Origin of the sequence: Wolbachia endosymbiont of Anurida maritima, assembly GCF_042182995.1 — a bacterium.
Classification (GTDB): domain Bacteria; phylum Pseudomonadota; class Alphaproteobacteria; order Rickettsiales; family Anaplasmataceae; genus Wolbachia.
The window spans coordinates 587,399-608,488 of record NZ_CP102058.1 but is presented as its reverse complement, the minus strand read 5'-3'; the positions used below and the strand labels follow the sequence as shown (position 1 = coordinate 608,488).

At 34.3% G+C, this 21,090-nt stretch carries 15 protein-coding genes; 11 read left to right on the top strand and 4 right to left on the bottom strand.

The genetic code is table 11. The annotated features are described in order from the left end of the window. Positions 1-255: 255 nt before the first annotated feature. On the bottom strand, positions 256-378 hold the full coding sequence (locus NOX90_RS03375; RefSeq protein ID WP_375604509.1) for a hypothetical protein: 123 nt from the start codon (positions 376-378) through the stop codon (positions 256-258). Between the two features lie 28 nt (positions 379-406). Next, the gene (locus NOX90_RS03370) at positions 407-1,030 is read right to left on the bottom strand and encodes a hypothetical protein (protein ID WP_375604508.1); all 624 of its coding nucleotides are present in this window, start codon (positions 1,028-1,030) and stop codon (positions 407-409) included. A gap of 154 nt (positions 1,031-1,184) precedes the next feature. Here NOX90_RS03370 and NOX90_RS03365 point away from each other — a divergent pair, with 154 nt between their 5' ends. From NOX90_RS03365 to NOX90_RS03315, 11 genes are all read left to right on the top strand, one after another. Continuing rightward, positions 1,185-3,632: a valine--tRNA ligase gene (locus tag NOX90_RS03365; RefSeq protein WP_375604507.1), complete on the top strand. Its 2,448-nt coding sequence runs from the start codon at positions 1,185-1,187 to the stop codon at positions 3,630-3,632. Between the two features lie 744 nt (positions 3,633-4,376). Further along, the gene (locus NOX90_RS03360) at positions 4,377-4,847 is read left to right on the top strand and encodes a hypothetical protein (RefSeq protein ID WP_375604506.1); all 471 of its coding nucleotides are present in this window, start codon (positions 4,377-4,379) and stop codon (positions 4,845-4,847) included. After that, complete coding sequence (locus tag NOX90_RS03355) at positions 4,784-5,257, top strand: hypothetical protein (RefSeq protein ID WP_375604505.1); 474 nt, start codon at positions 4,784-4,786, stop codon at positions 5,255-5,257. Before NOX90_RS03360 ends, NOX90_RS03355 begins: the two co-directional genes overlap by 64 nt. A 1,129-nt stretch (positions 5,258-6,386) precedes the next feature. Next, entirely contained in the window at positions 6,387-6,692 is a 306-nt protein-coding gene (locus NOX90_RS03350) for a hypothetical protein (protein ID WP_375604504.1), read from the top strand. A gap of 36 nt (positions 6,693-6,728) precedes the next feature. Next, the gene (gene pyrF / locus NOX90_RS03345) at positions 6,729-7,400 is read left to right on the top strand and encodes an orotidine-5'-phosphate decarboxylase (protein WP_375604503.1); all 672 of its coding nucleotides are present in this window, start codon (positions 6,729-6,731) and stop codon (positions 7,398-7,400) included. 478 nt (positions 7,401-7,878) lie between these two features. Then, entirely contained in the window at positions 7,879-9,078 is a 1,200-nt protein-coding gene (locus NOX90_RS03340; RefSeq protein WP_375604502.1) for a phage major capsid protein, read from the top strand. 142 nt (positions 9,079-9,220) lie between these two features. After that, complete coding sequence (locus NOX90_RS03335; protein WP_375604501.1) at positions 9,221-9,898, top strand: hypothetical protein; 678 nt, start codon at positions 9,221-9,223, stop codon at positions 9,896-9,898. Between the two features lie 217 nt (positions 9,899-10,115). After that, the gene (rmuC, locus tag NOX90_RS03330; RefSeq protein WP_375604500.1) at positions 10,116-11,447 is read left to right on the top strand and encodes a DNA recombination protein RmuC; all 1,332 of its coding nucleotides are present in this window, start codon (positions 10,116-10,118) and stop codon (positions 11,445-11,447) included. Between the two features lie 158 nt (positions 11,448-11,605). Continuing rightward, positions 11,606-12,991: a hypothetical protein gene (locus NOX90_RS03325; RefSeq protein ID WP_375604499.1), complete on the top strand. Its 1,386-nt coding sequence runs from the start codon at positions 11,606-11,608 to the stop codon at positions 12,989-12,991. 288 nt (positions 12,992-13,279) lie between these two features. Further along, the gene (locus NOX90_RS03320) at positions 13,280-14,047 is read left to right on the top strand and encodes an IS5 family transposase (RefSeq protein WP_375603768.1); all 768 of its coding nucleotides are present in this window, start codon (positions 13,280-13,282) and stop codon (positions 14,045-14,047) included. A gap of 391 nt (positions 14,048-14,438) precedes the next feature. Next, positions 14,439-15,206, top strand: coding sequence for an IS5 family transposase (locus NOX90_RS03315; RefSeq protein ID WP_375604498.1), 768 nt, complete (start codon positions 14,439-14,441; stop codon positions 15,204-15,206). Positions 15,207-17,529: 2,323 nt separating this feature from the next. On the opposite strand, the gene NOX90_RS03310 is transcribed toward NOX90_RS03315, so the two are convergent. Together NOX90_RS03310 and rnhA are read right to left on the bottom strand one after the other, a co-directional pair. After that, on the bottom strand, positions 17,530-20,616 hold the full coding sequence (locus NOX90_RS03310; RefSeq protein ID WP_375604497.1) for an AsmA-like C-terminal domain-containing protein: 3,087 nt from the start codon (positions 20,614-20,616) through the stop codon (positions 17,530-17,532). Continuing rightward, on the bottom strand, positions 20,609-21,046 hold the full coding sequence (gene rnhA, locus NOX90_RS03305; protein WP_375604496.1) for a ribonuclease HI: 438 nt from the start codon (positions 21,044-21,046) through the stop codon (positions 20,609-20,611). The genes NOX90_RS03310 and rnhA overlap by 8 nt, the downstream gene beginning before the upstream one ends. Between the last annotated feature and the right edge of the window lie 44 nt (positions 21,047-21,090).

Genomic DNA, 21,090 nt, shown 5'->3' with positions numbered 1-21,090 from the left:
TGACGAGGCGGGAGCTGGAAACGTTAACATGGGAATTTGGATTGAGGCCCAGGATGAAAATAATGGATCAGCCACCAAACCCTAAAGAGGCGCGCCAGTTCTCGACCCTACAGATACGCCAGAGTGCAACATCATCCTTGGGATCGAGAAATTTAGAAAGAGCCATAGTAAAAATACTGAGAAAAGATTAATAATTATACACACAACTATTCAACCATATTTTAAGCTTAACTTGATACTATAGCTCAACCCTTATTACTTGCTTTTCTTATCCCCACTTACTTCTTGTGCTTTCACTCCATCTACTTGAGTACTAGGTAATACTGCATATGTAATACCACCAGCTACGAGTGCAGATGCTACTGCTATACCAATCATTACTAACATCTCTAATCTAACTGTACGTTCAAGTGCAGTAAATGCTACCAATCCAGCAGCAAGACCCATACCAATACCAGCAGTGTACCGTGCTGCCATTGCTTTGTTTTGGTTGCTCAGTTGTTTTGTTTTTAGCTTCTAGTTCTTTATTTTCCTTCTTTAGCTTGTCAACTTCTTTCTCTTTAGCTGTTAAGTCTGCCTTCAGTTTGTCAACTTCAGCATTTGGCTGTTGTTGTTTTAGTTGTGCTATTTCATTCTCTTTCTCTGTTAACAGTTCCTGTAAGTTCGCAACTTCTTTTGTATTGTTTTGAGCTTTTAATGCTGTTATTTCAGTCTCTTTATCTGTTAACAGTTGCTTTAAGTCCGCAACTTCTTTTGTATTGTTTTGAGCTTTTAATGCTTCCTCAGCTTTCTGTTTTTCATCCTTTAATGTGTTTATTTCACCTTGTAATTCTTGCTGTTTCTCCTCAGCTTGTTTCTTTGCATCTTCTAGTGCTTTATTTTTATTCTGCGCAGCTTCAGCCAATTGAGTTTGTAAGTCTGTTATTTTCTTCTCAGTTTCGTCCCGTACAGATAATATTGCTTCTTTATCTTTCTTGCTTAAGTTCTGACTACTATCTAATAATTTTTCTTCTAATGTTTTACTAAACATATTAAACCTCATATAAATATTATTTAGGCAGTATAATGCTTTTAAAACTTAACGTAAAGTAATATTTTTCATAGTGTGTTATGCTCGTAAAATTTTGGCGTAGCCGTATTTGCTTAATTGTGCTAACTTAGAGCTTGAAACTTAAGAAATATTTATGTTAAAAGAAAAATACGGCTTTAAAGAAATTGAAGACAAATACAACATATTATGGGAAGGCAGTAAAGTTTATAAGTGGAATGGTGAAAAGGATAACACTTTCACTATAGACACACCTCCACCGACAATATCGGGAAAACTCCATATCGGCCATATATTTAGCTATTGCCACACGGACTTTATTGCAAGGTTTCAGCGCATGCTGGGGAAAGATGTGTTTTATCCAATTGGGTTTGATGATAATGGGCTTCCCACTGAAAGATTGGTTGAACAAACCTATAAAACCCGTGCAAAAGAAGTTGGCAGAGAAAAATTTATAGAGATGTGCCATGAAGTTATTGAGAAATCAAAGCAAGAATTCAAGGAATTATTTAAATTGGTCGGCATTAGTTATGACTGGGATTTGGAATACCACACGATCAGCAAGGAAACTGTGACGCTTTCACAGATGTCATTCATCGATCTATATAATAAGGGATATGCGTATAGAAAAATGCAGCCCATCCTTTGGGATTCGGTTGATAAAACCGCAATTGCGCAAGCAGAAATAGAAGATAAAGTTTTTGAGTCATCCTTAAATACGATAGTTTTCTCTACTGAAGAAAATGAGCAGATCAACATTGCAACTACGCGACCTGAGTTACTTCCCGCATGTGTTGCAGTTTTTTGTCATCCAGAGGATGCGCGCTACACCCATCTGATCGGAAAAACAGCGGTGGTGCCAATAACAAAGGAAAAAGCACTAATCATTGCTGACGATAAGGTCAAAATAGATAAAGGCACTGGGCTTGTTATGTGTTGTACATTCGGTGATGAGCTCGACATATATTGGCAGCAAAAGCATAATCTGCCGATGAAAATTATCATCGATCAGGATGGGAGGATGAACCTGAATGATGTCATTCAAGTAGCTGACACTGGAATCTATAGTGAAATAAATGGATTGAAAGTTACAGCAGCAAGAAAGAGGATGATCGAAATCCTAACTGAAAAGGGTCTTTTAATAGAAAGCACTAACATTTCTCATTCTGTTAAGTGTGCAGAAAGATCTGGTGCACCACTTGAGATATTGCCTACTTATCAATGGTTTATCAAGACCTTAAAGCAAAAAGCTCAAGTATTAGATAAAGTAAAAGAATGCAATTGGCATCCAGCTACTATGCGTAAACGCATGGAAGTGTGGATAGAAGGGCTAAATTGGGACTGGTGCATCTCAAGGCAACGTTATTTTGGTGTGCCATTTCCAGCGTGGTATTCCAACCGTAAGGGAGAAGAAGGTAAAATTATTCTAGCTGAGATAAAGGATCTACCTATAGATCCACTCAAAGATTTGCCAAAAGGGTATAGCAAAGAAGAGGTTATCCCAGATCAAGATGTAATGGATACCTGGGCCACAAGTTCAATTACTCCCCAATTGAATGCACTGGCAGTAAACAGTGAGTTTAGCTTACCAAATCATCGCTATGATGCGATATTTCCTGCAGATCTGCGCAGCCAGAGCCATGAGATAATAAGAACTTGGGCTTTTTATACTATTTTAAAGGCACATTATCATGAAAATTCTTTACCTTGGAAAAACATTATGATCAGCGGTTGGTGTTTAGCCGATGATAAGAAAAAGATGAGTAAATCAAAAGGTAACATCATCACTCCTCATGTAATACTTGAAACTTATGGAGCTGATGTAGTGCGCTATTGGGCAGCAAACTCAAGGCTTGGAGTTGATACAGTCTACTCTGAAAATATATTCAAAATTGGCAAGCGCCTCATTACAAAACTTTGGAATGCCAGCAAGCTTGTTTCCATGTTCATCGAAAAACATCAAGCATTGAGCATAAATTCCGTCAGTGAGACGATGGATAAGTGGATATTGTCTAAGTTATGCAAAGTTATAGAAAAGGCAACGAACAACCTATTGCAGTTTGAATATTGTGAAGCTTTGAGCGCAGTGGAAGAATTTTTTTGGAAAGATNTTTGTGATAATTACTTAGAATTGGTAAAAAAACGCGTATATGGTGATGAAGCAAATTTAAGTGCAAAGCAAAGTTTGGCATATGTACTGAATATTATTTTGCGGTTATTTGCACCTTTTCTGCCGTACATTACGGAAGAAATATACCACCAGTTGTATAGTTATAATTCTGTACACAATCAAAGTAATTGGCCGAGCAAAGAAGAGCTTATCTACGATAAATATTCAGAGAAAATGGGAGACAATTGCGTGCAGATATTAAACATTATCAGAAAGATAAAAGCAGATAATAATGTATCAGTTAAGCATATGATAAAAAAGTTGATGATAAAAGCGAGCGTACAAGAGGATAAGTTGGATCAATCCGCACAGGATGATTTGCAGGCAGTTTGCAATGCGGAAACGATAGAGTGGATGCAGTCTGAGCTTGAAACTGAAGACGAGAAATACATAGTGAATATAGATTTATATTGATTTTTATGTTAAATTTNNTTGACTTCCTTTAATGTGAGCGTTACCATAACGATAGCTTTANCTTATGAGGGAACGATAGTGGGAAATCTATATAATAAAACTAATGCGCCATATCTTATAGCTGGTACTCTTGCTACTTTGGCATTGCTTGCATCTGGGACACTCGCTGTTGCTCCTTATGTTGCATTCTTATCTCCAATTGCAGCCTTTAATGTAGCTCTTCCTGTTGCCTTGAGTTTATCTATACTATCTACTTTGATACTCGCACTTTCATGCAAGATGATTAGCAAGAATAGGAAAATGGAGGCTGAGAGAAATAAATTTGCTGAAAAAGAGCAAGAGTTAAAACAACAATTTGAGAGTAAGGTACAAGAGTTAGAAAATAAAATAGCTCTGGGAGAGAAAGCTAAAGAAGCTGTAAATAAAGAAGTGAAGAATCAATCAAATAGATTANACTCGAGAAAAACAAGATTTGGAAAGCGAAGTGAAGAAGTTAAATGATGAGAAAGAACAACTGAAAGCCGGCAATAAAAATACTCTCGATAAGCTGCAGAAGGAAAAAGCTGAGTCAGAGCAAAAGATAAAAGGTTTAGAAGGTAAAGTTGAAGGGTTAAATAAGGAAGTGAATCGGTTAAGGGGACAACAAGCTACCACAGAGCAACAATTAGATCAGAAAACTCAAGGGTTAGCTGCCAAANNACACAAGAATTGGGGGATGAGTGTGAAGAAAAAGAACAATTAAGAATGCAGTTAGAAACAAAGGAGAAAAAAATCGAGGAATTAGAGGATAAAAGCGAGAAAACAGGGAAGTTATTGGGTGAGAAAGTAACAGAGATATTGGGACTGAAAAGTGAAATAGAAAATTTGCGTGTAAAAATTGGAGAAATCACCAAAGAAAAGGAAAATTTATCTGGAGAGTTACATAATGAAAAGGTTTACATTAATGAGCTGCTTGATGGGTTAGATAGGATACAGAAAGGTTGTGATAGTAAGGTAAAAAAGTTACAAGATTTACTTTTTGATGAATCCAGTAACAGGGAACTTCTTGAGAAAGGTTTGTTAGAAGAGAAAAAGAGTGTTGCACAACAGATAATAGAATATATGACAAACAAGGTAAACGAGGTAGAAGAATTAACAAAAAAAATGAAGAGATGGGAGATCTTGAAAGAAGAGCAGTATTATTTGCAACCAGATTTGTCAAACATAAGGTATTAGAAGAAATTGATGAGCAATATTTGTCACGCAATGATACGACAAGCAGTGAACATTCATCAGAATTTGAAGGAACAGGTAAAAGTGAGTTTACTAATGGACAATTTTCGAAACCAAAATTACCTTACACATCCACACCAAGAACGGCTTCTACTCAAGAATTTCCAGATTTTCTCATATCTCCAATTGCGGAATCCACTCAAACAAATGCAATAGGTAATTCAACTTCGGGTGAATTAGGCCAAAGTGTACTTAAGTTGCAAAATGAACGAAAGTCTCCAAAAAAGAACAAAAGAAGATCTTCTAATGAGAATAAAGAAAACTCAGGGCCACAAAATCAAAAAAGTCCTAATGCAAGTTTCAGCAACTCTAAGATATCGCCTTTTAAAAATAGAACAAATAATCTTGGCTAAAGCTTAACTCTGTAAGTCCAGGGTGATCGTGAATATTTAACACTCCCACAAGTAAGAGAATCTTAACAGATATAAACAAGACTGCCGAAGTTGTGTGTGTAAAGAGGGAGTAATGAGCAATTTGTTTAACAAAGCTAACACATTTTATTTTGTAGCTAGTTCTCTGGCTACTTTTACGCTACTTACATCTTTAGCGCTTACTGTAACTTCTAATGTGCCTCTTCCTCTAACTCTCGCTTTAGCTGCATTATCTGTTTTGGTGCTTGCACTTTTATATAAAATAATTAGTAATAATAAANAAATAGAGGTTGAGAGAAATAAATTCGCTCAAAAAGAGCAAGAGTTAGAAAATAAAATAACTCTAGGCAAAGAAGCTGAAGAAGCTGCAAACAAAGAAGTGGAAAAATTAAAACATGAATTAACTCGAGAAAAGCAAAATTTAGACAAGAGAGCAAAAAAATTGGCTCAGAAAGTAAATGAGTCAGAAGTTGAGAGAGAATCTCTTCTTGAANGAAAAAAATCTTTAGAGAAAAGATTAAAAGCCAAAGCGAATCACATATTTGAAATAACAGACGAGTTGAAAAAGATAANNCGAAGGAAAAAGATGAGCTTGGTAAGCAAGAAGAAGAATTACTTTATGAAATCACGCGTTTGTGTGAACATTTACAAGAAAAAGAAGGCAATCTAGCTGAAAAAGAAAAACGCATAACGGAATTGAAAAGGAAAGTAGACAATAATCAATGCAAAGAATTAGAAAATAAAAAATTGAATGAGGAAATAGAAAAATTATCTAAAGAAAAAGAGGAATTATGTAAGGAAATAGAAAAATTATGTAAAGAAAAACATATATTATATAATAAAAAAGAAGAATTGTATAAAAGACAAGAAGAACTTTATGCAGAATTAGNATGAGTTACAATGTAGATTTAAAGAAATTAATCAGAAAAATAAAAACTTATCTCAAGAATTAAAAAAGAAATTCGAAGAGTTAGATGAAGCAAATGGTTTAATTGAAAATCAGTCTTTTAAGTTAGACGGAATAAGAAAAGATTGTAACAATGAGGTAAAAGGTTTAAAAAATTTACTTTTAGAGCGAGACAGTCAAATAGAACAACTTGAAGAAGGTTTTTTGAAAGAGAAGAAAGAACAAGTAAATTTTGCGCAACTGTTGATAAGATGCGTAACAGACAATATAGAAGAACCAATAAGAAATAATGATGAAAAAGCAATATTAGATACGATTCAAATATTAAAGTTTGCGTTACAAAAAGAAATTGCACGGCTTTTGCCAGACAAAACGCCTTCTTCTTCGCTGGAAGATCTTGGATATGAATCATTACCTGTCAGTCGCTCATCCACTCCGACCAAGTTGCCAAATTCACTATTGACAGAATCTTATGAACGTAGTCAGAGTGAAGGTATTTGCAAAACATAATAATTAGCTTTATTATAAAAAAAATTATGCAAGATAATGAACCCAATAATATGCGCACTGGATACACAAGACTTAAATAAGGCCATATCTTTGGCTAATGCTCTGCGTGGTAAAGTTGGCATGGTAAAGCTGGGATTAGAATTTTTTGCTGCTCATGGTCTCTCTGGAGTGCAAGAAGTTGCAAAATGCAATGTACCAATTTTTTTAGATCTGAAATTGCATGACATTCCAAACACTGTAGCTAAAACAGTTGAAGTAATAAAAGTTCTGAACGTTGAAATGTTAACTCTGCACATCAGCGGTGGGACAAAAATGCTTGAAGAAGCACTAAGTGTGGTGCAAGGCACAAAAATAAAGCTGATTGGAGTGACAGTGCTAACTAGTATGAGCAATGAGGATTTAAACGAGCTTGGAGTAGCAAGAGAGGCAAAATCACAGGTAATTTTGCTTGCAAAGCTTGCAAAAAAGATTGGACTCCATGGAATAGTCTGTTCTGCACTAGAAGCTCAGGAAGTGCGCCGAGAATGCGGTGAAGACTTGAAAATTATTACTCCAGGAATTCGTATAGATCCAGGTCATGACGACCAAAAAAGAACAGCAACACCAAAAGAAGCAATAAATTCAGGAGCTGATTATATCGTCATTGGCAGACCCGTTACAAAAACTGCAGGTAGTGCAGAATTAATACTGAAATCCTTTACTAATTGAAGCAGATAAAAAAAGTGCTTGACATAAAAAAACGAACATTATATAGTGTTATTATCTTTTGTTTTACCTCGCTTAATTTAATTACTGGATTAAGCTTACAGTACTAAGCGTGGCACTTTGTGCCACGTTATTTTCCGGTTTATATTTTCAACAAATAAAAATGATGCTATTTCAGTGCCAAGCACATAACTGTACGAACATTCATTTTTAAAGGTAAATTGCACAACAGATGATGTCATTCCAGTCTGGCATCCAGTCCTTTCGCACAGTTCCATCAAAAACGTTGTAAAGCGCTTTCGTGTTTACCAACTTAGTGCCCAATCTGGATCCCAGACTGGGATGACAAGAAAGGGAGCGCTGGAATGACATCATTTACTATGTACCATATTGCAATGTTCGTACAGATGTGGGAAACATCTATGGATGCCATTCCTATTACCTTATTTCCATTTCCATTTTATTTTCAAAGGAGGCTATTATGTCACTTACCGATATCGCTCACCGTATTAATGAACTCGCTTCATCATGGGAGCAATTTAAATTAATAAATGATCGCAAACTAAAAGAAATTGAAAGCAAAGGGCGTGCTGATTCTGCAACGATTGAGCAGCTATGCAAGGTAAATAATGCCATTGATAGTTGCAAAGAGCGTTTAGACTTGATCGAAACTGCAGCTCAACGTCCAGAAGTAAATACAGATTTTAGCACAAGCGATAAATATTTTTCTGATTATATCCGCAAGGGAATAGAAAGCGGTTTATCACACAAAACCCTCAGTGGAGATGATAATGATATCGGAGGGTATCTAGTTACTCCGCATATTGTAAAACGCATAAACAAGCGCGTAACTGATTCGTCTCCAATGCGACAAATATGCTCCAGTCAAAGAATCTCTACTGAAACATTGGATTACATTATAGAAGATTTTGACCGTGCCGGTGCAGGTTGGAGCAGTGAAACAGTAGATGATGAGGACGGTGGCAATAAATCTAAGTATGATTTTGCAAAAGATACGGACACGCCTAAAATCCAAAAGATTTCTATCACGACTTACGAGTTATATGCTCAACCACAGATATCACAAAAGTTACTCGATGATGCGTTTGTCGATGTTGAGAGTTGGCTGGTGGAAAAGATTGCCGAGACTTTTAGTAAGGAAGAAAGCGAAGCCTTCATTAAGGGTGAGGGCACTTTTCAACCAAAAGGAATTTTAGCTTATGAAAATGGAAACAGTTATAATAAAATAGAGCAAGTTAAAACTGAAAAATTAGATAGTGATTCAATAATGATGTTGTATTACTCTCTGGACGAATATTATTCCAAAAATGCGTCATTTTTGATGAACAGGAGTACGTTGAAGGACATTAGGCTACTAAAAGCTCAAACAGGTCAATATCTCTGGCAACCAAGTTTGTCGCTTAAAGCTCCAGATACCTTAATGGGAGTGCCAGTATACCAGTCTGCCGATATGCCACCTGCATCAAACATTCAGCTACCAGTAATTGCAATGGCAGATTTCAAACAAGCTTATAAGATTGTAGATAACAGAGGAATGAGAATATTAAGAGACCCTTATACGAATAAACCTTATGTGAGGTTTTTTGTCACTAAGCGTGTTGGCGGAGAGGTTGTAAACACCAGTGCTATTAAATTGTTGAAAGTTGCGAGCAAGTACTAAAAACTTCCACAGCACCGCCTTCAAAACCTTTTTACTTCTTTTTATGCCATATACTTTCTTTCCATAAGAGAAAATTGACAAGTTGAAATTAATGTGTAATACTTAAACATTATTTATTTTTTATTAATTATAGGAGTAAAATATGTGGAAAAGCATAAAAAGAGTTTTTAAGTGGATTGCTGATCACACAGGAATTTCATGGATTGCAAGAAAAATTTCATCAGGTTGGAAGTGGTTATTTGGTGGTAAAGCAAAACAAAATACATCACAGCAAGAGGGACCTTCAGGTAATGAGAGACATGAACCTGCTCAAGCAAATGATCAATCAAAAACTACAATACCAAAAATTCTAGATGAAGAAGCTAATCCTGATCAACCACCGGCAAGTTCTAAAGCAGATCTTAATGAACCTAAGTCTGAACGTATAGAAGTTAGTGGTGAAAAATTAGGATTAGTTGTAAACGCAGATAAGGAAGATTTTATGCAGGCCAGTAAGAATCCGAGCAATTCAGAGGAATATCTAGTATATGTAGAACATGCTAAAGGTATACACCGAATTACCGGTCCTAACATGTGTGTGAATCCTGGTAATGAGAATGAGCTTCAATATTTCGCTATAAATTCAATAGCAACTCAAGATGGTAAAATTGTATCTGGCGACCCAGTAGAAATGAAAAAAATGCTAGGCTTAGAAGAAAGCAAAGGATTTACTGACATAACTGGAATATCTAAAGATCCGATTAAGGTTCCTAAATCAGAAATTGCTAGTTCTGCAACGACACCAGGCGCTAGTAATAGTACATCTTTTAGTATAATATAGAGCCTTATTGTGTCTACTTGCAAGTATATAAATATAATAGTTTTTCATAAAATTTAGATCCCAGTGTCACGCACTGGGATGACATCAGCGGTTAATATTTTATATACATTTTATAACTAAACTAGACATTCGTACGGTTGTGTGCGGTATGACGTCGTTACTTATAGCTATACACACAGAAATCATATAGAATTATAGATACAGTTTTTTTATTCTGATGCTTTTCAATTCTATAGCTCTGGTTGTCTCTCTATTACTATTTTTCTACATTATCGTAAAAAAACTGAGCGAAAAGAAAGCAAACCTTGAGGGTAATTTATGTAAATTAGAGCAAGAACTTCAAGAGACAAAACAAAGTTTGCTTACGAAGAATGAAGAAATAGTTGATTTAAGGATCAAAAAAGCAGAACTTGAAGTAACTCTCCAAAAAGAACGTGAGGAAAAGAAAAAGGAAATAGAATTACTCACAAAAGCAGAGGAGAGGCTCACAAATACTTTTAAAGCACTTTCTTTTGATGCTTTGCAAGTGAACAATAACAATTTTTTGAACTTAGCAAAGGAAGTAATCGATAGTAAATTAAAAGAAACGGAAAGCGATTTCAAGAAAAGACAAGCAACGATCAACGAAGTTGTAACTCCAATAAAAGAAAAATTAGAAAAATTTGATAATGAAATACGTGAGCTGGAAAAAGAGAGGGTAGGGGCCTATGAAGGTTTAAAGGAGCAAATTGGAGCGCTGATGAACCAAACTTCCAGCCTTGCTAATGCCTTGAGAAAGCCTCACATCAGAGGAAAGTGGGGTGAAATGCAGCTCAAAAGGGTGGTAGAAATGGCGGGAATGATTGAATATTGCGATTTTTTTACTCAGCCGTCAGTGGTTGATAAAAACGAGGATAATTTATTGCGTCCTGATTTAATAATCAAAATGCCATCTGGAAAGCAAATAATAATAGATGCTAAAGTGCCGCTTGATTCTTACATGGATGCTATATCACAAAATGATTTGCAAATACAAAAGGAGAAATTAAAGAATCATTCCCTGGCAATAAAGAAACACATAAATGACTTGGGTAAAAAAGAGTATTGGAATCAATTTGAAAATACGCCAGAACTTGTGGTGCTTTTCTTAACAGGGGAGGGGGTTTTTAGCGCAGCACTGGAGTATGAGCCTGCTTTGATAGAGATTGGAGTGGAGAAAAAAGTGATCATTGCAACACCGATCACTCTAATTGCGTTGCTGAGAGCAATAGCGTATGGATGGAAGCAGGAGATGATAGCTGAAAACGCAAAGAAAATCAGTGAACTAGGTCATATTTTATATGAGCGCATTTGCACAATGGGCGAAAACTTTGATAATTTGCGCAGGAGCTTAAAAAGTGCTGTTGATCATTATAATAAAACTGCTGGTTCGCTTGAAGCAAGGGTGTTTCCTGCTGCCCGAGAATTCAATAAGCTTGGTATACATGCAAAAAATAAAAGTTTAAGTGCTGCAAAGGAATTAGAGTCCTTACCGCGCAGTTTACATACTGAAGAACTGAAAGTAGATTAGACTTCTATTGCACTAGCAAACAAAGAAAGTATTGTTTGTGGCGGAAAATTATTACTTAAATATTTCTCACTCAAGTTTCATTTTATTAACATACTAAGGAAAAAGTTGATGTTTTGTCTAAAGTGATATAGAATAAAATAATAGTTGGTGAGGTAAAAATGTCAGTATCAAAAGAGCGTAAGGAATATTTACTAGAAAAGTTTAAATATGCTGCCAAAGAATTTGGCAAATCTGGTACAAAGTCCAATCATAAAACAGTACCAAAAGAACAGCAACTCTCTATTGATTTAGGTAACAAAAAAGTTTTTGGTATTATAAACAGAATTTTACACTGGATAGAAAGTAAATTTACATATTTTCTTCCACGCTATAATTTATTTCCAGAAGTTGGAGTCGAAGGAAGAAAAATCCCTGGAACTAATACAAAGGTTAAGTATTTTACTCCAGATGATCAAGTAGAACATACTAAAATTACTTATAAAGGAAAATTATACATAGACTTAATGCCAGAAATAGAAGGTAATAAGTTAAAAGGCTTTAAAGGCAAACTATATGATACAACTGATAAAATTAGTAAGGGAGAAAAAGGTTGTGTAGCTTATGTGATCACGCTTGATGGAAAGCTAGTCACTCATGAACATATTAATGTTAATAAAAGCGAATGGGCTTATCGTCATTCAACTCTTGCAGGTGGTAGGCCAGTTTTATGTTCTGGTTTAATAAAANAAGTGGTAAATGGTAAAATAACTTATATAGACAATAATAGTGGGCATTATAAACCAGAATCAGCAAATTTGTACAATGCAGTGAAAAAGTTAGAAGGTCTATTTTCGAAAGATGCAAAAGTTGTCTGCTTACCATATTGGGTTAGCTTGCAAAAACAAATTCCGCTTATACGCAAAATTATTCCAGCAAAACAAGAGCCGGTAGAGAAATTCTTGAAAAGGATGGAGAAAAAAGGAAAAGATGGATTGACTCAATATGAAAGACATTTTAAAGGAGTAAAAGAATATAATGAACAGTATGAACAAAAGTTGCTTCTTGCAAGCTATAAGTCACCTACAAATGAACTGCCCTGCAAACCAACTATACATAAAAAACACAAGTTGAAATACTCTGAATATATTAACTTACACCTTAATTTTTTGAAAGAGTTCGATGAAAATCCCGAAGTGCAAAAAATGGCAACAGAACACTCAATAAGAAGAATTATTGGAGCAAATTATGGCCATCAACCTACAGTTGCGCTTGCTAAGGCACAGATAGCTAAAAATGGAAAGTTGCAAAAAACGGACGAAATAGTAGGTATAAATGTAACCTTTCACCATGAGAACGATTGTAATAGCTTTGCTAAATTTCTGGATCTCAAAAAGCATAGCTATAATTGCACATCTCATCTGAAGGACAAAGAAATAGAAAAATTAATGCCCAATAAACATACAGTTTTTATGAGTACAGACCAGGCTGATAAGTTTATAAAGGACACTTTACAAATTGAAATTGATAGCGTTGAACAATTGGGTACCCGTTTAGTGGAGCATTAAAACAGATAAACAAAGCAAGACAAAAAAGGTAATCAAAGAGTGAGTGTAAGAGAACTCTGCAAAAATTTACAGTAAAAAATAGAAAAATTAGAAGCAAAAAGAATAAACTTCTTTCATGTATTAAATAAGTTTGATCTGACACTTAAAATAAGTAAGTTATAAAATAGTAAAAGAAAGGAGTGTTAGAAATGAGAAACAAAAATACTAAAACCAAAACTAGGGTTATTAGAGCATGTCTTCAAACTAAGTAGAAAGGAGTTAAGAAGTGTGTTATAAGATATATTTTAAATGTACCCAAGCGATATAAGTGACAAAGAATGGAAGATGATAGAGCAATATTTTGAACCTAAAAAGACCGGCAGACCAAGAAAACACAGTATCAGAACGATTATCGATGCAATAAGGTATGTGATGAGAACAGGCTGTCAATGGAGACAACTACCTAAGAATTTTCCACCATGGAAAACCGTGTATAGTTGTAATTCGCGTTTAAAAAAAAGTGGAATATGGCAAGAAATTCATGATTTTCTAGTTAAAAAACTAAGAAAGATAATTGGTAAGAATGAAACTCCATCAGTAGGAATAATTGACAGTCAATCAGTAAAAACCACTCAAAAAGGGNGATCCAGAGGATATGATGCTGGCAAGAAAGTAAAGGGTAGAAAACGCCACATCGTTGTAGATACTCTAGGTCTTGTAATTGCTGCTGAAGTACACAGTGCAAGCATTCAAGATCGTGATGGTGCACTAAATCTTTTTGTTCAAGCCAAATGCAAAGCTCCAACATTACGTAAGTTTTTTGCTGATCAAGGATATACAGGTAAATTGCAAAACCGCTGTTTATTGGAAACTGGATGTTTGTTGACGATTACCAAGAAAGTAGTTGATACAGGATTTCAGGTTATTCCTAAACGTTGGATTGTTGAGAGAACCTTTGCTTGGCTCTCCAATTTTAGACGTATGAGTAAGGATTATGAGCATTCTCCTCTCACTTCAAAAAATAACATCTTTTTTAATATGATCACTATTATGCTTCACAAATTAGCTCATTCTTGAGTTTGAAGACATGCTCTTAGATATGGGAAATGAACGTGAGTCAAGTAAAACAATCAGCCCAATTAGTAAAGCAATACTTTAAAAAAAAAGACAAATAAAGGGCTATGTTAGAACTAAAAATTGAAATTTTAAGTGTTTTTAAAGTAGCAATTTAATCTTAAAGAGGTACTTTAATAATTCCTTTTAAGTACTAATCCGGAGGTTCGACAAGTTGCTGTTTAAAAGGTTGGGAAATAGTTTTATTAGCATTGAAAATTACATAATGTATATTATGGAAAATAAAATTACATAACATAAGAAGCAACGCTAAAAATAAAATTACATAACATAAGAGCATGTCTTCAAACTAAGTAGAAAGGAGTTAAGAAGTGTGTTATAAGATATATTTTAAATGTACCCAAGCGATATAAGTGACAAAGAATGGAAGATGATAGAGCAATATTTTGAACCTAAAAAGACCGGCAGACCAAGAAAACACAGTATCAGAACGATTATCGATGCAATAAGGTATGTGATGAGAACAGGCTGTCAATGGAGACAACTACCTAAGAATTTTCCACCATGGAAAACCGTGTATAGTTGTAATTCGCGTTTAAAAAAAAGTGGAATATGGCAAGAAATTCATGATTTTCTAGTTAAAAAACTAAGAAAGATAATTGGTAAGAATGAAACTCCATCAGTAGGAATAATTGACAGTCAATCAGTAAAAACCACTCAANAAAGGGGATCCAGAGGATATGATGCTGGCAAGAAAGTAAAGGGTAGAAAACGCCACATCGTTGTAGATACTCTAGGTCTTGTAATTGCTGCTGAAGTACACAGTGCAAGCATTCAAGATCGTGATGGTGCACTAAATCTTTTTGTTCAAGCCAAATGCAAAGCTCCAACATTACGTAAGTTTTTTGCTGATCAAGGATATACAGGTAAATTGCAAAACCGCTGTTTATTGGAAACTGGATGTTTGTTGACGATTACCAAGAAAGTAGTTGATACAGGATTTCAGGTTATTCCTAAACGTTGGATTGTTGAGAGAACCTTTGCTTGGCTCTCCAATTTTAGACGTATGAGTAAGGATTATGAGCATTCTCCTCTCACTTCAAAAAATAACATCTTTTTTAATATGATCACTATTATGCTTCACAAATTAGCTCATTCTTGAGTTTGAAGACATGCTCTGAGAAGCAACGCTAAAAATAAAATTACATAACATAAGAAGCAACGCTAAAAATAAAATTACATAATAAAGAGCTATTTCAGCAAAGTTTCAAACAAATAAAGTTAATTACTTCACAATTGATACCTTACGAGAAAAGCACATTTGATACAGATTTAAAATACAAGTTAACGAATTATTATGATTTTTACCAAGATAATAATATAGTAAGGTTTGGTAGTGAGGTATCAAAATGGGAAAACACACTAATGCATGGTTTTATAAGAAGACTGACCCAAATCATCACGATTGTGCAAATGATGGCACTTGCGGGCAATCTATAAAGGATTTTAGGATTGGTGATTCTGATATTTTCTTCTATGATAGTAATGGAACAGCGATTGCGCAGATACCTAAGTTGCCTAACGGAAACTCTATTACATACTATAATAATCTATATAAAACTGCACAATCAAAAAACTTTGGTGAGAATACAAAATACGTAGGATTACAAGATGTATTACCTAATCAATTCAATTTTGAATATGGAAAGTTGAATTGCGTAATACATTATGACAATGTATCGCAACGGGAGCAAGATCAAATAAAGCTTGATATTCAAAATGCCTATGAGGCATATAAAGCAAAGTTTTGTATGGATAGTGATACTCAAGTTACTGTGCATACCTATATTTTTAATAATGGAGATGATTATAGGAGATATGGCACTTTGGTTCCTGGGTTTTCATGGAGTCAATCTTCGCTCAACACTTCTGGTGGGATGACAAATGGAAAAAGCGTATTGCTCTATAAAAACGCCTATACGGACAACGTTTTAGCTCATGAATTCGGTCATGTGTTTCAATTTAAGCTTTCCGAAGCAAAAGTAAGAGAATTGGACTTTGTAAATGGTCAGCTGATGGCAAATGCAATTGGACTTGAGGTAGAAGAANAAAATTATAAAGCTATTTGCAAGCAGATGGGTGTAGATAAATATGAAGACCGTGGATGGATATTTAGTTTTAAATACAAAGGCACCACTTATAACGTAAGATGCAAGGACTTTTCAGAAGATGAAAAATTTCAATTTATCAAAGACATTAAGAACTCTCATGAATCGCTCGTTAGTGAATGTGATGGATTGGGGAATGAGAATACAGTTTTATCGATTCACGTTGATGAAAATAAGGAGATAAGTCGAATGTATTTTCAAAATTCCGACAAAAATATATTCAAACAGCTAGATAAGACGCTTATAAGCAGAAGTAAGTCTGAAGAAGAGGCAGAAGAAGAACAAAAAGGCGATGAATACACAGAGTTTACAGGAGTGTTGCAATTTAAGTACAAAGGGACCAATTATGATATACAACACAAAGGTTATCTTTCAGCAGAAAAAGAAAAACTTCAATTTATCAAAGACATTAAGAACTCTCATGAATCGCTCATTAGTGAATGTGATGGATTAAATGAGGGGCCATTAAGTCAGAATGCAACTGTAGTAATTTTTGTTGATGAAAATAAGGAGATAAGTCGAATGTATTTTCAAAACTCCGACAAACATATATTCAAACAGCTAGATAAGACATTTATAAGCAGAAGTAAACCTGAACAAGAGGTGGAAGAATCAAATGAAGTAGAACAAAGTAATGTAGAAGAAGAAAAAAGTAACCAGCAAGACACTCAGCAACCCAGTAATTTCTTATCCAATATTTTTTCAGCAATTAAATTCGTTATTGGTTCTATCTCATCACTCTTTTCATGGTTATTTGAGTCTAAAGAGGAAAAATCTGATGAATCTACGCAACAACCTTCTGCTGCTAACCTTTCTTTGCTTAAACCTGATGTTAATCACGATGCTGACGAAAATTACGTAGGCAATTACTCACTATGTAATCATGATTATCACCAACATGATGACCTAATATAGTAAAATAACGAACTTTTATCCCCTACCCTTCCAGTTGACTTTGCAGATATGGGGAGGCGATAAAGGGTGCTTAAACAACTAGATAAAAAATCAGGTAGATCATTCTGAAATTCTTGCATTTTTTGTCTATAGCTAACCCAAGAAAGGTTTTCCTACGTCATACCGCCGCGGTATCTCAGCATAGATTCCGCTAACAAGTAGCGGGATGACGTTTTTCAAATTATCGGTAAACCTAAGTCACTTTAGCTATATAATTTTATAAAGAAATAACTTTTACTTTATCATAATCAAGTTTCCAAAAAGAGAGTGGTATTACTTAAACAACTAAATAAAAAACCAGGCGGATCATTCTGAAATTCTTGCATTTTTGTCTATAATTTTGTTAAAACACTTCCCTTTTGGTCATATCGAACTAAATTTCTTTTTCATACTACCTTTTAAAATGCTTTCGTTAGTTTTTGTCATAATGCGATCAAACACTCCCAATAACCTCTTTAATAGGTTTGGAGTTAGCGAAGAGATAAGATCAACAGATACGTTATTGTTTTTGTCATCCCCACTTGCTTTATAGTCTATTGAAACGATTCCCCTACTTTTCCCACCAGTAAGAAGTTTTCCAATTATAGGAATTTTTAACAAAGATTTATTAATTGAATATGCTGGTATTACTTGTCCTGCAACCTGGAATTTATAATTTCTAATATCGAGCTTACCACCAGTGCTAATACCTAACTCCGCCCCTTCAAGCCAAGATTCTTCAATTTCAACAGAGCCATCTTTATATGAGAAAGGTACATTACATTTATAAAAGTATACACCTTCATCCTTTATAGCATTCACAATACCAGGAAGCGAAGACATCGATAATAAAGTAGTGAGTAGTGGAGCATCTTTGATGTAGAAATTGCTAATGGATAACGTACCATAATGTTCTCCACTTTCTCTCTGAGGAGAGAGATAAAAAGACAATTTGCCGTTTTTAATTGATTTACTAATGCCTAAGGAACGCGAAAGTATACCTGCATTATCCGCATATATTTCGAGCCCTATTCCACTGTATTCCGCTAGTATGTTGCTGCTATCTTCTAGAAACTGTCCTGTAAATTGACTTCCATTGCAATTACCTTTAGTACAGGTTACATTCAGCTTAGCATTTTTGATAACGATGCCTTCTTTCATCATTACATTGTCAACATTCATACTAATCTCTATATCTTTGTTTAATCCATTACTGTTTTTACCAAGCAAGCCTAAAATATCACTTAAGTTAATTTCCTCACCATAAATAGTTATGGCATTTTTTTCCTTACCTGATTCAATTTCTATACTAAAATCATTATCAGGCAATTTAAAATTACTAGAATTTAAATATAAATTTCCATTTTCTACTCTTCCGCTGAATTTTATATCTAGGTCATTTCCTACAACATCTAATTTGTCTATTAACAATTCACCTGCTCCTTTTAGCCTTGTAGAAAACAAAATTTTATTGTGATCTTCAAAACGATTTTTCCACCCTAAGTAGCTTGAATGTGATTCAAATTCTGATAAATCCATATTACCATTAACATATCCCGTCTTATCTTGATTTATCACCGATTCTATATTTGTATTGACATAGCCACCATCAAAATTAAGTATTTGAGCGGGTAAATCTCCGGTCAAATTCCAGGCGAAACTTTCATTCCTATTGCTACTTTTCAGGTCAAATAATAGCTGTGTGTTATTTACCATACCACTGCCATTTAAATCTATAAAGTCACTGCCAAAACTAAGCTTAATGTCATATTTACCAAGACTTGCATTATAGACGGCCAAATTGTCAATTTCAGAATGAAAATTGGCCGAAAAATCTACTTTTTTGTCATCAGCGTTTAGATTAGAAATGCGAAAATTAAATACGGATTTTGCCATTCCACTTACTTTATCCCTTTCAACCTTCACCACATCATCCAGCTTAAATCTTATAGGCTCATATAAACCATACGCATCACTTACAGCTTGGCCATTAATGGTTAGAACTGAATTTTCCTTATCGAGAGATTTCATTTCAATATCACCACCATTAATAGTGAAATTCTGAAACTTAGCGCTATTTACAGTAATTTTGAGATTGTTATTCTTGAAAGTAAGATCACCGCTTAATTCTTTTATTTGTTCAAAATCTTCATCAAATTTTACGCTGCCATTTTCTATATCAGCAGCTATCACAATACCTGAGAAATCATTATCAACTAAATTGTTAATTTTGCCATTGAAACTTACAATGGTATTTAAAACATCGCCATTAATATTATCACAATACCAGCTTTTAAATTTACTATTTACTACACTATCTGGTACATAAGTACATAAATCCTTTACAGCAAACTTGCTAATATTAATTCTAAGCAAAGCATGACTTGTACTAAAGTTCATCTTGCCTATTAAAGAGAGATACGTGTCATTTAACTTAAAATGGAAGTTTTTTACACTAATAATTCCATCACTATATGTTAAATTTATATTTACATTAGTTAAGGCCAAATTTTTGTTCAAATAATTTTCTGTATTCAATACGTATATATTTCCATCTACAATTTCATCCTTTTTATTAATTTTCACTGAGAAGCTTCCTTTGAATCCTATATTTTTGTCCAAATTGTAGCTTTTAACTAATGTAGAAAACTCGCTCAATAGTCCCAATTTTAGATCATAAAATGTCCCGTACACATTTAACAAATTGTTGCGATTTTTTATCGTAATTGATAAATCGTCCAACAATCCCTTTCCATCTTTTGTATTTACATGAATATCTAAAACATTAAAATCTTCCCCCTTCCCTATATATAATTTATCAATAAAAAATTTATCTTCTGTGCCTTTATTAATAGCGATGTTAGTAAATTCAATTTTTGAATCCGCATTTAAGTCAAAAAANAATTCCCTTATTGTTTTTAATAGATTTTTTGCACTGCTTTCTGTCATCTTGAAATTCTTCCCTGTCATCCCAGTTGTCATCCCAGTGCTTGACACTGGGATCCAGGTTTCTTTTTTTCTAGTCACGCGCTGGAATGACACCGAAGGAAGGTGGTTATCACTTAAATAATGATTATCCAAAAGGTCTAATGAGTTTTGCGGATTAGCATTAGTTTCTTCTCTCTTGATACATACATGCACATTATCAGCTGAAACCTGAGAGAGATTTGTGCTAGCTTTAAATAAGGAACTTAACTTAAAATGTACAAAAAGCTCAGGAACTTTTATAGTAAAATTAGGATTTGCTATTGCCAAATCTGTAATGACTAAATACGCATCTTTCTGCCAAACAACTGAGGTATTCTCCATATTAACGCTTGAGCCAACAAATATTTTTGATATTTTATGTTTAACATAAAAATTAATATAATTAATATTGATTTTTAAAGGACTCTCACCCTTAAAAAAGACAAATAAGCAGAATACGAACAATAGAACTATGGAAAGTGATATAGTGATTTTTTTAAGCATCGATTATTGCTTTTCTTGCTAAACTATCAGCCTCCTCATTATACTTATCGCCACTGTGTGCTTTAACCCACTTCCAATCAATTTCGTGTTGTGAGGCAACGCTGTCTAACTCTTTCCACAATTCCATATTTTTTACTGATTTTTTATTACTTGTTTTCCAACCATTCATTTTCCACTTATTTATCCATTCTGTTATGCCATGCTTAATATAAAGACTATCCGTATATAAATTAATATTACAAGAAAATTTCAATACTTTTAGTCCATTGATCACCGCTGTTAACTCCATTTTATTGTTTGTGGTATTTTCTTCTCTACCATAAATGTCTTTTCTGTAATCTTGAAATAATATGATAGCTGCCCATCCTCCCGCTCCAGGATTACCAGAACACGCCCCATCCGTATATATTGTCACTTCTTTTTTACTCATCTTTGTTTATATCGGTTAACAAAGTATATAGTTGCTTTTATGAA